At 33.5% G+C, this 12953-nt stretch carries 15 protein-coding genes; 11 read left to right on the forward strand and 4 right to left on the reverse strand.

The window, feature by feature from the left end; translation table 11 throughout:
• Nucleotides 1-33 precede the first annotated feature (33 nt).
• Together QQM35_RS06945 and QQM35_RS06950 are read left to right on the forward strand one after the other, a co-directional pair.
• Nucleotides 34-1083 carry a CAP-associated domain-containing protein gene (locus QQM35_RS06945; RefSeq protein ID WP_251516127.1) on the forward strand — a complete coding sequence of 350 codons (1050 nt, stop codon included), beginning with the start codon at nt 34-36 and terminating at the stop codon, nt 1081-1083.
• Between the two features lie 15 nt (nt 1084-1098).
• Nucleotides 1099-1533 (forward strand): YlbF family regulator, encoded by a 435-nt coding sequence (locus QQM35_RS06950; RefSeq protein WP_251516129.1) that lies wholly within the window; start codon nt 1099-1101, stop codon nt 1531-1533.
• A 79-nt stretch (nt 1534-1612) separates the two neighbouring features.
• Here QQM35_RS06950 and QQM35_RS06955 read toward each other — a convergent pair whose 3' ends face one another.
• Nucleotides 1613-2533, reverse strand: coding sequence for a glycerophosphodiester phosphodiesterase family protein (locus tag QQM35_RS06955; RefSeq protein WP_251516131.1), 921 nt, complete (start codon nt 2531-2533; stop codon nt 1613-1615).
• Nucleotides 2534-2664: 131 nt separating this feature from the next.
• Here QQM35_RS06955 and QQM35_RS06960 point away from each other — a divergent pair, with 131 nt between their 5' ends.
• Nucleotides 2665-2916: a YlbG family protein gene (locus QQM35_RS06960; protein ID WP_251516134.1), complete on the forward strand. Its 252-nt coding sequence runs from the start codon at nt 2665-2667 to the stop codon at nt 2914-2916.
• 97 nt (nt 2917-3013) lie between these two features.
• Here the strand turns inward: QQM35_RS06960 and QQM35_RS06965 are convergent, their stop codons facing one another.
• Nucleotides 3014-3403 carry a DUF7147 family protein gene (locus QQM35_RS06965; RefSeq protein ID WP_251516149.1) on the reverse strand — a complete coding sequence of 130 codons (390 nt, stop codon included), beginning with the start codon at nt 3401-3403 and terminating at the stop codon, nt 3014-3016.
• A 66-nt stretch (nt 3404-3469) separates the two neighbouring features.
• On the opposite strand from QQM35_RS06965, the gene rsmD reads away from it, so the two are divergent.
• Together rsmD and coaD are read left to right on the forward strand one after the other, a co-directional pair.
• The gene (gene rsmD / locus QQM35_RS06970; RefSeq protein WP_251516175.1) at nt 3470-4012 is read left to right on the forward strand and encodes a 16S rRNA (guanine(966)-N(2))-methyltransferase RsmD; all 543 of its coding nucleotides are present in this window, start codon (nt 3470-3472) and stop codon (nt 4010-4012) included.
• Between the two features lies 1 nt (nt 4013).
• The gene (gene coaD, locus QQM35_RS06975; RefSeq protein ID WP_251516177.1) at nt 4014-4496 is read left to right on the forward strand and encodes a pantetheine-phosphate adenylyltransferase; all 483 of its coding nucleotides are present in this window, start codon (nt 4014-4016) and stop codon (nt 4494-4496) included.
• A gap of 78 nt (nt 4497-4574) precedes the next feature.
• On the opposite strand, the gene QQM35_RS06980 is transcribed toward coaD, so the two are convergent.
• Complete coding sequence (locus QQM35_RS06980; protein WP_251516179.1) at nt 4575-5711, reverse strand: nucleotidyltransferase; 1137 nt, start codon at nt 5709-5711, stop codon at nt 4575-4577.
• Between the two features lie 126 nt (nt 5712-5837).
• Here QQM35_RS06980 and QQM35_RS06985 point away from each other — a divergent pair, with 126 nt between their 5' ends.
• The 5 genes from QQM35_RS06985 (at nt 5838) to pheT (ending at nt 11372) form a co-directional block, all read left to right on the forward strand.
• Complete coding sequence (locus tag QQM35_RS06985) at nt 5838-6389, forward strand: YceD family protein (RefSeq protein WP_251516181.1); 552 nt, start codon at nt 5838-5840, stop codon at nt 6387-6389.
• An 85-nt stretch (nt 6390-6474) separates the two neighbouring features.
• Complete coding sequence (gene rpmF, locus QQM35_RS06990) at nt 6475-6648, forward strand: 50S ribosomal protein L32 (protein WP_002435373.1); 174 nt, start codon at nt 6475-6477, stop codon at nt 6646-6648.
• A 179-nt stretch (nt 6649-6827) separates the two neighbouring features.
• On the forward strand, nt 6828-7568 hold the full coding sequence (locus QQM35_RS06995; protein ID WP_251516183.1) for a TrmH family RNA methyltransferase: 741 nt from the start codon (nt 6828-6830) through the stop codon (nt 7566-7568).
• Between the two features lie 343 nt (nt 7569-7911).
• Entirely contained in the window at nt 7912-8970 is a 1059-nt protein-coding gene (gene pheS, locus QQM35_RS07000; protein WP_251516185.1) for a phenylalanine--tRNA ligase subunit alpha, read from the forward strand.
• Complete coding sequence (pheT, locus tag QQM35_RS07005) at nt 8970-11372, forward strand: phenylalanine--tRNA ligase subunit beta (RefSeq protein ID WP_251516186.1); 2403 nt, start codon at nt 8970-8972, stop codon at nt 11370-11372. Before pheS ends, pheT begins: the two co-directional genes overlap by 1 nt.
• A gap of 103 nt (nt 11373-11475) precedes the next feature.
• Here the strand turns inward: pheT and rnhC are convergent, their stop codons facing one another.
• Complete coding sequence (gene rnhC / locus QQM35_RS07010; protein ID WP_251516188.1) at nt 11476-12402, reverse strand: ribonuclease HIII; 927 nt, start codon at nt 12400-12402, stop codon at nt 11476-11478.
• 284 nt (nt 12403-12686) lie between these two features.
• Between rnhC and zapA the strand changes: the two genes are divergently transcribed.
• Entirely contained in the window at nt 12687-12950 is a 264-nt protein-coding gene (gene zapA, locus QQM35_RS07015; RefSeq protein ID WP_251516190.1) for a cell division protein ZapA, read from the forward strand.
• Nucleotides 12951-12953 lie beyond the last annotated feature (3 nt).

Genomic DNA, 12953 nt, shown 5'->3' on the forward strand with positions numbered 1-12953 from the left:
CAATAAACGAAAGAATGTTTAGGTGGGTGGGCGATGACAAAGCTAATAATTAAAGTTATTGGTGTACTTCTATTGATGAGTTTCATAATTTATTTATTTTACTCACCACGTTTACAGTTTGATGTACTAGAAAATCCAAACGAAACAACGACAAATAAGAATCAACAGAAGGATTTGAAAAAGAGTGATGTCACAGAAAATAACCCAAAACCTAAAAAAGGTGTGGGGACGTGGGTAGGCCAACACGTGAGCAAATTGACTGAACGTTACGGCCAAGCTGACCGAGTATATCCATATCAGAAGAAATATAAAAATTACGTATTTAAAAATAAAGATTCTTATTATATCGTTTCAGCGAAAAAAGGAATTATTAAATCTGTTTATGCAACTGGAGAAGGGGCACATGTAGATCCAATACATATTAATGATGAGGCATCTAAAGTTTTTGAAAAATTCAGTGTAAATCCTGAACCAACAGTGAAGTCAAACGGTAAGCGTTATGATTTAGAATTATCTGATTCAGATATGAAAACACAGGCATTAGTAAAGTTTGACGATACTTACGCACAAATATTTATGGATCAGCAATCTAATAAAATTGTTGCTGTACGCTATTTAGATAGTGATGCTCTAGCAACGATTAAACCTTATCGGATGGTAGCTTCTGGAGGAAATAAAGAAATTAAGAATGACAATAATGATGTGCCTTATGAACAAAATTCAAATCAACTCATTACTTTATATGAGATTACAAATGAAATGCGTAAGTTAAAACATGTAAAACCTTTAACAATAAATAATAAAATAGCACATATCGCCTCATTTAACTTGTATGAAGCCACTGATAATAAAAGTGTTGAATTCACAGAAAATGCTTTAAAACAACAATTAAATAATCAACATGTTTCATTCACTTCTGCAAGCCAAAATGTCGGCTACGACTTTAATGATGTACCTACACTTATGCATAATTGGTTAAACTCTGACATACACAGATCAAGAATCCTTAACTCCAAGTACAATTCAATGGGTGGCGAAGTAATGGATGGTTACTATACACTTATATTTGTAAAGGAAAAATAGAAAGGAGCGCATTTGATGATTACAGAAGAAACACTGACAATACTTGATGATATTGAAGCACTAGGAGATAAGATCATGTCTTCACGTATTTTCATGGAATTCAAAACAGCTGAAAGCAACTTAGAATCTGATGAAGAAGCGCACTTATTATATCAAGCGTTTCTGAAGTCGAAAGGTCAATACGATGAAGTGATGCGTTTCGGTAAATATCATCCCGATTATCGTCAAATTATGCTCGAAACACGAAAGAGAAAACGTGCTTATGAAATGTTACCAGTTGTTATCGAATACAAACAAAAAGAAGTAGCTCTGCAAAATTTAATAGACGAAGTCATTGTTAAAATAGCTTATGCAGTTTCAGATAATGTAAAAATTGAAACAGGAAATCCATTTTTCCAAAAAGATGAAAGCGGATGTTCAACTGGAGGTTCATGTAACTGTTCGGTATAGAACTAAAACACAGACAAATTTTAAATTCAAAAAAGCACTTAGTACATTTGTACTGAGTGCTTTTTCTAGTCTTTCTCAATTAGTAATTTGATTGTTTATATCGATCGACGAGGTCTGGTCGATCGGTAATAATAGTATGTACGCCAAGCACTATTAAATCATCGATTAAATCTAAATTATTAATATGAATAAAACCAGGGACAATGTTTCGTTCGATTAACCAATAAATGAATTTTGGTGATGTTATTTTAATACCTTGTATTTCGATTGGCATTTGAAATGCGTGACTACGTGCTTCAAATAAATTGCTCGCACCGAATCTATATTTTACAAAGGCTTCTAATATCTCACCTTGGCTCGCACCTAATGCAATATGACCTTCACTGATGACTTTGAAACGTTCGAGTTGTTTTACATGTTCGCTCGTAACTAAGACCCGGTATTCTGCTTGATACTTCTTTATAATATCAAGCAATAATTCAGGGACAGGAAGTCCTTCTGGATCATTTTCATTATCTTTAATATGAATAATGAATCGCTTGTCGGGAAAAGCTTGCAATAACTCTTCCAAAGTCTGTAATTTAGCATCTGGGTGTCCTACGAATGGTTTATTACCATTGATATCTACGTAATGATATCCTGCATCTAATGTTTGTAATTCAGCAAGTGTATGTTCTGAAACCTTACCTGACCCATTCGTAGAAGCATCCAAGTCTATATCGTTAAATACAATGAAATGATGATCTTTAGTAATTCTTAAAATGATATCAAAACCATCTACTTTATGTTTATTTGCATGATGGAAGGCTAGTTTCGTATTACCAGGAACGTGGTGATTTCCGCCAATATGAGCAAAAAAATATGGAGCTGGTTTAGAGAAAAACGGTGGGATTTGTAGACGTTTCGGTTTATTTTTATACTTGGAGATAAATAAAAGACTGCTAACAATGCCTGTGATGCCAAGAAATGTGTGCTTAAAGAATTTGTTGATTGTTGCCATGGTCAGTCCCCTTTATTAACATGTGTATATTCATAAATATAGCAAATGTTTCACAAACTTTAAAACGATTGTCATTTATTAATAAGAGTGACCATGATATTATATAAGGGCTAATAGATGGAGTGATAAATATGGAGATAATATCTAGGACAAGTTTAATTATATATTTGAAGCATATGAAACATGAAAGACAAATTCGAAAGTTTGGCCATATCGTTCATAGTAATAGACAAAAACGTTTCGTCATTATGTATATTAATGAATCAGATGCAGATCAAATTGTAAGCAAACTCATGGGCTTAAAGTATGTCATGCAAATTGAAGGATCCCCATACAAGACATTGAAAAAGAACTACGAACGTGAACGCCACGAATATTCCTAATTCAAGCTTGATCGGGGGATAGAAAGCTATTAGACTGATGTTCAGTTTAGAAATTGTATAATGGTATAGTATTTTTAATGGCCTCGGTATAGATGAATTATTGTAAGGGTGGAATCCATCTTTGGAGACGTATTACACTCGTTAAATAATTGAAATATAGTTCAATTTGGTGAAATGTTTCAGGTGGTTGAACATCTATTTCTTTGATAGTTACATTATACTGTTCTGCTTGCTTATTAATGATGTTATATTTTTTATTAGGTTCAGGGTGTGGGTAATTTAAAGCATTGACCATAATATACATTGCTTGAAAATGTTTGCCACTCGTTGGTTCCATGACAATGGCAACAGAAGAAAGTCGTTTATTTGACTCAGGAGTATGGAAATAAACGATATGATTGATGCGTTGGTGGTTATATTCAATTAGCGTAGTAAATTCAAATAAATCTGTTAGCCCTTCGCCTAACGGGATGAATGATTGTTTCAATTTGTTGACCTCCTTTTAAACTAAACAATATATATAATATGTTATAAGATTGGAAGTGTAAATTAAATGAGAGTAATTTCAGGAATCCATAAAAGTAAACCCCTTGTAAGTTTAGAAGGTCGCAATACACGTCCGACTATGGATAAAGTAAAAGAAGGTATGTTCAATAGCTTACAGGATATTTCAGGTATTGGCTTAGATTTATTCGCTGGTAGTGGCGCTTTAGGAATCGAGGCTTTATCTCGAGGTATGGAGAAAATGATTTTCGTAGACCAAAACTTCAAAGCAGTTAAAGTCATTAAAAGTAATCTAAAAAATTTAAATATCGAATCTCATGCAGAAGTATATAAGAATAATGCAGATCGTGCATTAAAAGCTTTATCAAAAAGAGATATTCAGTTTGATATCATTTTTCTAGATCCACCTTATGAAAAGGGGCTCATTGATTTCGCTTTAGAAGGTATTGCTAAGTTTGATTTATTAAAGAAAAATGGTATTATCGTGTGTGAGTTCAAGCATCAAGAAGAGATAGAAATAGCGCCTTTCCAAGAAATAAAGCGTTATCATTATGGTTTAACAGATACATTGTTATTAGAAAAAGGAGATTAATATGTCTACAACAAAAGCAGTTATCCCAGGGAGTTTTGATCCAATAACATACGGTCACATCGATATTATTGATAGAAGTGCCAACAGATTTGATGAGTTACATGTTTGTGTATTAAGAAATAGTAGTAAGTCGGGTACTTTTTCCGTTGAAGAACGTATTGAACTGATTGAGGAGTCTGTTAAACATTTAGATAATGTAACAGTGCATCACTTTAACGGATTGCTCGTTGATTTTTGTAATGAAATTGGTGCAGAAACAATTATAAGAGGTTTGAGAGCTGTAAGTGACTTTGAATATGAATTACGGTTAACTTCAATGAATAAGAAACTAAATCATGATGTGGAAACGATGTATATGATGACTAGTACTAATTATTCATTTATCAGTTCAAGTATTGTGAAAGAGGTCGCTGCATATAAAGCCGATGTGTCCAATTTTGTACCTCCACACGTCGCTAAAGCCTTAGACAAGAAATTTAATTAATATAATAAACCAGCCCTAAATAGAGGAAATTTAATTAGAGGCTGGTACTTTTTTATTTAAAATTGTTGCAGGTAATGTTTATTTTCGTATCACCGGTGTATTGAAGTCAGTTTGCTCCAATTGTGGTGAAAGTAAATTATAAATTTCTGTAGCATGAATTTCATTTTTAAAGAAATGATTATTTTTCTGGTTCACTTGAGTAATAAAATTTCTTTCTGGAAATGATTGCTTTAAATATTTTAAATAAGCTTGCCCAGTAGCATTCATACCTAATATTCTAACGGCAGGGATGACTTCAAGATAGTCATTTTTTTGATTATTTAACAGAACATTCATTAACAGTCGTTGAATATGTGTATGAGTGTAACGTTTTGTTTTCAACATGTTGACCAATTCACCAAAGGAGTTGGCTTTTTTAATATATCCCTTAAGACGATATTCGAACCCTTCGCTCATCGTATAAATTTGTTTAAGTTCGTTTACACTATGAGTGAGGATTGCATATTTTAAAAAATTAAAAGTGTCTTCAGATGTGATAGGCGGTGCTGAATTTATGAGCGTATGTGGGAAAGGAGTAACATGTTGCCAAAGCTCATTACCATCAAATATAGATTTGCGTATCGCAGTTCCACTGGCAAAAGTATTATTAGCAATAGTTGAATTATGATGGTCGCTGTGTACGCGTTTAATCGTCCATGGTTTCATTTCAGACTCTTCGTTGTTGATCGCCTTGACATAGGATAGTCCTAAAATATTGTTTGGAGAAGAAAGTAACGTTGTATCTGGCATTAATTCATCAATGATTCGTGGATAGCTTTTACCTTCTTTGGATTTTTTTAGAAATTCGGTTGACTGTTCAATGTGACTCAATTCTGTACTTAATGATTTAAATGCGTCGATATCGCCTGATTCGCTACCAAAGACTAAGTGATTGGCCTCTAAGTAATCCGCAATTTTAACGCCTGAAGTAGCAAAATAAGGACCTGCTGAAAGTGATGCAAGTGCAGGTAATTCTACAACTAAGTCAACCGCTTGAAGTGCCATGTTTGTCCGAATAAACTTATTAAAAATGGCAGGTTCGCCTCGCATAACAAATTGACCACTCATGATAGCTATAGAAACATCGGCATCAGTCATTGACTTTGCCTTTTTTGCATGGTATAAGTGTCCATTGTGGAAAGGATTGTATTCAGTGATTAGTGCGACACTTTTCATTTGCATTTCTTCCTTTCAGTATTCATTATAGATATTGTAACAGATGATAATGTGTTAAGAAAAAATCTTGACAACTTATATCTATAAAGTTAAAATAAATTTTGTGCTTGTTAGAGGTGAAGCCAGATGAAATGGTCGATAACACAATTAAGAAAATTCCAAGATAAACCATTCGAATTCCACCATACGGTGAAATTTGATCATCTTGTAGAAACATTGGATTTAATTGATTTATCTGAGATAAATGTAGACGGTGAATTAACCGTGAAATCTAATGAAGTTATTGCAGATATTTATATTAAAGGAACTTATACAATGCCATGTGCACGTACATTAGTTCCTGTTAATGTACCTTTAGATATATATTCTCAAGAAGTTTTCGATTTAGAAGGATACGAGCAATTTGGTAGTGATGACGAAGAAGATGAACATTATCACGATGCATCAGATGGTATGATTAATCTTAAAGACATTGCAGAAGAACTCGTTATTATTGAGAAACCAATGCGCGTTGTATCTGAAGATAGTGACCAAATGTTGACAGAAGGTAATGGTTGGGAAGTTATTGACGAAGAACAAGCGGCCGAAATCGCTAATGAGAATGACGATGAGGATGCAAGTTCTCAAAAGGTCGACCCTAGGCTTCAAAAACTGCAACAATTATATGACAAAGAGTAATAGCGAATCTAAATATTTTATAGTATAATAGATTATTGGATTCGAGTAGAATTATTGCGTAATTGAAAAATAAGGAGGATTAATCATGGCAGTACCAAAAAGAAGAACGTCAAAAACAAGAAAAAATAAACGTCGTACGCATTTTAAAATTTCTGTACCTGGTATGACAGAATGCCCAAGTTGTGGCGAATACAAATTATCTCACCGCGTATGTAAAAACTGTGGATCATACAATGGTGAAGAAGTTGTATCTAAATAATTTTAATGGCTAGTATAAGCTATTGTATAATCGTTCATTAATTATTTGTGAAATAATTTTTGAACGATTTTTTTATATATTATATAAGTGGAATATCCGACTTCTATGTTGGAAAGCATATGTCCGTCGCTCAATGTAAACATGGAATAAAAGATAATAATTATAAATGAGGTATGAAAATGGAATCTATTACTTCAGCACAAAATAGTAAAATTAAACAAGCAAACAAGTTAAAAAAGAAGCGTGAAAGAGATAAAACTGGAAACGCGTTAATAGAAGGTATCCATCTCATTGAAGAAGCTGCCAAAAGTAATATTGTCATTAACCAATTATTTATAATAGATATAGACCGTATTGATGGTGAACTCCTTGAAGCTGCCCAAGAAGTGTATGAAATTAACTTAAAGGTTGCTGAAGTGTTATCAGGTACAGTTACACCTCAAGGTTTATTCGCGGTCATCGAGAAACCGCAATTTGCACCAGATGAACATCAACAAGTCTTGTTAATTGATCGCATACAAGATCCAGGTAATTTAGGAACGTTAATTCGAACAGCTGATGCAGTAGGGTTAGATTTAATCGTTCTAGAAAAGGGGACTGCTGACCCTTATCAAGATAAAGTGTTACGTGCAAGTCAAGGTAGTGTCTTCCATATACCGATAATTACGACGGATTTAAAACAATTCATGGACGAATTTGATGGTGATGTGTATGGTACAACAGTTGAAGGTGCGGTATCTTATCGTCAAGTTGAAAGTCAAAATCGTTTTGCCTTGTTATTAGGAAACGAAGGAGAAGGCGTTAACCAAGATTTACTTGAACACACTACAAAAAATCTAACTATTCCAATATATGGTCAAGCTGAAAGTTTAAATGTAGCTATTGCTGGAAGTATTATGATGTATCATTTGAAAGGTTGACCCTTACATTTAAAATCGTATATAATAAAGTTGATATTATGACTAAAGACAAACAAATATAAACCGAGAAAAAGACGTAAACTGATATTCAGCAAGTGTGAAAGGGAGAAGAGCCATAGACTGAAAGCGATTCCTTTGCGATTAGTTTTTTTCATCTTTTTGGTTATTTAAAGAAATTTAAGTCGGAAATCATTTCCGTTATCAAAGATATCAAGTGTATGCATATGCATAAATTTGGGTGGTACCACGGAAGGCTTTCGTCCCAGTTTCAGGGATGGAAGTCTTTTTTTAATGATTACATATAGATGTTAAGTCATACATTTTAAATATAGGAGGATTTTGGATGACACAATCTGAGACAATGACTGAGCTTAAACAACAAGCTTTAGTAGACATAAATGAAGCTCAAAATGAAAAAGAATTACAAGATGTAAAAGTTAAATACTTAGGTAAAAAAGGTTCTGTTTCAGGATTAATGAAACATATGAAAGATTTACCAAATGAAGAAAAGCCTGCTTATGGTCAAAAGGTAAATGAAGTAAGACAAACGATTGAAGGAGAAATTGAAGCACGCCGTGAACTATTAGCGAATCAACAATTAGAACAACAATTGCAAAGTGAAACAATCGATGTCACTTTACCGAGTCGTAAAGTAGCGATTGGTGCGAAACACCCATTAACACGTACGATTGAAGAAATTGAAGATTTATTTTTAGGTCTAGGCTTCGAAATCGTTGATGGTTATGAAGTTGAGCAAGATTACTATAACTTTGAAGCACTTAACTTACCGAAATCACACCCAGCTAGAGATATGCAAGATACATTCTATATTACTGAAGAAATCTTAATGCGTACACATACTTCACCAGTACAAGCTAGAACGCTAGAACAACGTAATGGCGAAGGTCCGGTGAAAATCTTGTGCCCTGGTAAAGTTTACCGTCGAGATTCAGATGATGCGACACACAGTCACCAGTTTACGCAAATTGAAGGCTTAGTCGTAGATGAAAATATTAAAATGAGCGATTTAAAAGGAACGTTAGAATTGTTAGCAAAGCACTTATTTGGTGAAAATAGAGAAATTCGACTAAGACCAAGTTACTTCCCATTTACTGAACCATCAGTTGAAGTTGATGTATCATGCTTCAAATGTGGTGGATCAGGTTGTAACGTATGTAAACAATCAGGTTGGATTGAAATTTTAGGTGCTGGTATGGTCCATCCAAATGTATTAGAAATGGCAGGATTCGATTCAGATAAATATAGTGGTTTTGCGTTTGGCATGGGACCTGATCGTATTGCTATGTTGAAATATGGTATAGAAGATATCCGTCATTTTTACACGAATAATATTCGTTTCTTAGATCAATTTAAAGCAGTAGAAGATAGAGGTGAAAAATAATGATTATTTCAAAAGAATGGTTGTCAACGTACGTAAATATCGATCAACCTGTCGATGAATTAGCTGAGAAAATTACACGCACAGGTATTGAAGTCGATGATATCGTCGATTATACAAAAGATATAAAGAATATTGTTGTCGGTTATATTGAATCAATCGAAGCACATCCTGATGCAGATAAATTAAACATTTGCCAAGTCGATATCGGTGAAGAAGAATCTGTACAAATTGTTTGTGGTGCACCAAATGTGGATGCAGGTCAAACAGTTATTGTAGCTACTGTAGGGGGTAGATTACCTGGTGGCATTAAGATTAAACGTGCTAAATTACGTGGAGAACGCTCTGAAGGTATGATTTGTTCACTTCAAGAAATAGGCATTCCAGCTGCCTTAGTTCCAAAAGCATTTGAAAATGGTATTTATGTATTTTCAGAAAAAGTTCAACCAGGTACAGATGCGTTAACAGCACTTTATTTAAATGATCAAGTGATGGAATTTGATTTAACACCAAATAGAGCCGATGCTTTAAGTATGATTGGTACCGCATACGAAACAGCGGCGTTATACAATTTACCATTAACTAAACCTAAAACAACAAGTAAAGCTTCATCTGAAGAAGCATCAAATACATTGTCTGTAAATGTTCAGAACACAGATAAAGTTCCATACTATAGTGCAAGAGTAGTTAAAAACGTAACAATTGGTCCATCACCAGAATGGATGCAAATGCGATTAATCAAAGCAGGTATCAGACCAATTAATAACGTCGTAGATATTTCGAATTATGTTCTTCTAGAATATGGTCAACCATTACACATGTTCGATAAAGATCAAATTGGTTCAGAAGTGATTGAGGTAAGACGAGCTGATGACAATGAAAAAATTACTACATTGGATGACCAAGAAAGAACATTAGTAGATTCAGATATCGTAATTACAAATGGTGAAAAACCTATTGCGATTGCTGGTGTAATGGGCGGAGATTTTTCAGAAGTTACAGAGAATACAAAGAATGTAGTGATTGAAGGGGCAATATTCGACCCAGTATCAATTCGTCATACATCAAGACGATTAAACTTAAAGAGTGAATCTTCAAGTCGTTTTGAAAAAGGTATCGCTACAGAATTCGTTGATGAAGCGGTTGACAGAGCATGCTATTTATTAGAAACATATGCGAGTGGCACCGTCACAGAAGGACGTGTAGCTAAAGGTGAATTAGGAGAATTTACGACACCAATTCAAATAACTGTAGACAAAATTAATCAGACAATCGGTTTATCTCTATCAGAAGATGAAATTGAATCAATCTTTGTACAATTAGGATTTGAAACAAAACGTAATGGTTCAGCATTAACAGTGTATGTACCATCACGACGTAAAGACATTACAATTCAAGCAGATTTAATTGAAGAAATCGCAAGAATTTACGGTTATGACGCATTACCATCTACATTACCAACATTCAATAAAGTAACAAATGGTGCGTTAACAGATAGACAATCAAAATCACGTGTCATTAAAGCATCTTTAGAAGGTGCTGGTTTAAGTCAAGCTATTACGTACTCATTAGTTGATGAGAATCGTGCGAAAGATTTTGCGTTAGTCGATAGATCTACAATTTCATTGTTAATGCCAATGAGTGAGGCGCATGCAGTATTACGTCAAAGTTTAATCCCACATTTACTTGACGCTGTAGCTTACAATGTGGCCCGTAAAAATACAAATGTTCGCCTATATGAACTAGGACGCGTATTCTTTAGTAATGGGGAAGGCCAATTACCTGATGAAGTAGAATATTTAAGTGGTATTTTAACAGGTGATTATACTTGGAATACTTGGCAAGGTAAGAAGGAACAGATTGATTTCTTCGTTGCTAAAGGTGTTGTAGATCGTATTGCTGAAAAGCTTGATATACAATTTGAATACGAAGCTGGTGAAGTGGATGGTTTACATCCAGGACGTACTGCTATCGTCAAGTTGAATAACGAAACAGTAGGGTTTATCGGTGAATTACATCCTCGTGTTGCTAAAGAGAATGACTTGGATAGAACGTATGTATTCGAATTAAATTACGATAAGCTCATGGACGTGTCTGTTGGATATATCAATTATCAACCTATCCCAAGATATCCTGGTGTATCTAGAGATATTGCATTACTCGTTAATCGTCAAATGCCATCATCAAGTTTAATTCAAGTTATCCGTGAACATGGTAGTGATATTTTACAAAATGCAGAAGTCTTTGATGTTTATGAAGGTGAACATGTTGCTGAAGATGAAAAATCAATTGCTATTCGACTTTCATATTTAGATACAGAACAAACGTTAACTGATGAAAAAGTTAATGCAGTACATGAAGAAATTTTAACTTCTTTACAAGAAATTGGTGCTACAATTAGATAGATGAATTTATAAATAACCCCCTGTTAAGGAAACAAACCCTTAACGGGGGGATTTTATATTTATGGGTGAAATATAGTAAGTTGGGTTACTTTGTTTATAATAATTATTTATGCTTTTGTTGAACTAAGTTTTGAGCTTTATTACGATTTGCGAAATGCTTTTTAGAGATGTTATCTAAATAATTGATACCGTAGCGTTCAATCACTTTTGCAGCGGCAAGGTCTACCTTTTTACTCGCACCTTTTGGTATCTCTAGGTGAGCTTCTTTAGCAATTTGATCCATATATTTAACGAATGCATATCTAGAAATGATGCTCGCAGCAGCAATGGCTAAAGATTTAGATTCACCTTTCGTTTCGAATTTTGTTTTTTCACTAAAAGGTATTTCGGTTAATGCATATCGTTTATAAACACCTGGTTGTGCAAATTGATCGATAACTATGTAATCTAATGCTTCGTTATCAATTTTTTGTGTAACATTAAGGATAGCTTGGTTATGTAACACTGCTTTCATTTTAACTTGTGACCAACCCGATTTTTGTCTTTCGTTATATTTATCATTTTGTAAAGTTAATAACGAATGGGGAACAAATGTAATCAGTTGTTCAGCAATTTCTACAATTTTTTTATCGGTTAATTTTTTAGAATCATCAACGCCTAATGTTTTTAATAACTCGACGTGCTCTTTAGAAATGTAGGCTGCACATACAGTTAAAGGACCAAAGTAATCACCACTACCAGCTTCATCACTACCGATACAATGATATTGATTATATTTTGGAGTGTTATTTTTAATTGATGACTCTTTCGATGGTTTCTCAGATGTATGGTTTGGTAATAATTGTGATGCAATCGTTTGAGCATCTTTGCCTTGAAACATAACCTTATTCGAATTGTAAATCGAAATTGATGTGCCTTGATGTTTTACTTTCGCTTTCATGCCTTGTGGCAGATGAGTTTGTTCAAATGATAATTTAGAGATAAGTTTCTGTATCTCAGATTCGGATAATTTTAGTACAACGTTTGTCATTGTTTAGCCTCTCTTTAATCCATATACTTTAAATTAAACAATATACATCATATCACGTGTGAATTCATATACGAAATAGTTATAAAATGTAGTTAAATAGTTAAAAGGAAATTAAAGTTTTCTAGTTAAAATAGTAATAAAATATTTAAATATAACAATTCACACCTCTTACAAAATAATAATGACTCGTGTATAATGGTTCGTGATAAATATTCTAAAATAGTATAATACTAAAAGAATGAATGAGATTGTTCGGAAATATATTTAAAGTCAGGAGTTATAATATGGGTGAGTTTAAAAATCGAATTAATGTAACTATCAACGATCAGCATTATACAATTGTCGGTGAAGACAACCCTGAACATATTCGCTATGTTGCACATTTAGTAGATGATAGACTTAAAGAGTTAGGTAGAATGAGTACAGGGCTTGATACTACACGAAAAGCAATATTAACTGCAGTGAATATCATGCATGAAAAAGTTCAAGTAGAAGAAGAAAATTACCAATTACAACAAGAAATTAAGAAATTAAAAAATCAAGAGTAAACC

Origin of the sequence: Staphylococcus hsinchuensis, from assembly GCF_038789205.1 — a bacterium.
In the GTDB taxonomy this organism is placed as follows: Bacteria; Bacillota; Bacilli; order Staphylococcales; family Staphylococcaceae; genus Staphylococcus; species Staphylococcus hsinchuensis.

Excerpts from the sequence above, each read along its gene's own strand:
- QQM35_RS06945 (WP_251516127.1), top strand. The coding sequence starts at position 34 with ATGACAAAGCTAATAATTAAAGTTATTGGTGTACTTCTATTGATGAGT.
- QQM35_RS06950 (WP_251516129.1), top strand. The coding sequence starts at position 1,099 with ATGATTACAGAAGAAACACTGACAATACTTGATGATATTGAAGCACTA.
- QQM35_RS06955 (WP_251516131.1), bottom strand. The coding sequence starts at position 2,533 with ATGGCAACAATCAACAAATTCTTTAAGCACACATTTCTTGGCATCACA.
- QQM35_RS06960 (WP_251516134.1), top strand. The coding sequence starts at position 2,665 with ATGGAGATAATATCTAGGACAAGTTTAATTATATATTTGAAGCATATG.
- rsmD (WP_251516175.1), top strand. The coding sequence starts at position 3,470 with ATGAGAGTAATTTCAGGAATCCATAAAAGTAAACCCCTTGTAAGTTTA.
- coaD (WP_251516177.1), top strand. The coding sequence starts at position 4,014 with ATGTCTACAACAAAAGCAGTTATCCCAGGGAGTTTTGATCCAATAACA.
- QQM35_RS06980 (WP_251516179.1), bottom strand. The coding sequence starts at position 5,711 with ATGAAAAGTGTCGCACTAATCACTGAATACAATCCTTTCCACAATGGA.
- QQM35_RS06985 (WP_251516181.1), top strand. The coding sequence starts at position 5,838 with ATGAAATGGTCGATAACACAATTAAGAAAATTCCAAGATAAACCATTC.
- rpmF (WP_002435373.1), top strand. The coding sequence starts at position 6,475 with ATGGCAGTACCAAAAAGAAGAACGTCAAAAACAAGAAAAAATAAACGT.
- QQM35_RS06995 (WP_251516183.1), top strand. The coding sequence starts at position 6,828 with ATGGAATCTATTACTTCAGCACAAAATAGTAAAATTAAACAAGCAAAC.
- pheS (WP_251516185.1), top strand. The coding sequence starts at position 7,912 with ATGACACAATCTGAGACAATGACTGAGCTTAAACAACAAGCTTTAGTA.
- pheT (WP_251516186.1), top strand. The coding sequence starts at position 8,970 with ATGATTATTTCAAAAGAATGGTTGTCAACGTACGTAAATATCGATCAA.
- rnhC (WP_251516188.1), bottom strand. The coding sequence starts at position 12,402 with ATGACAAACGTTGTACTAAAATTATCCGAATCTGAGATACAGAAACTT.
- zapA (WP_251516190.1), top strand. The coding sequence starts at position 12,687 with ATGGGTGAGTTTAAAAATCGAATTAATGTAACTATCAACGATCAGCAT.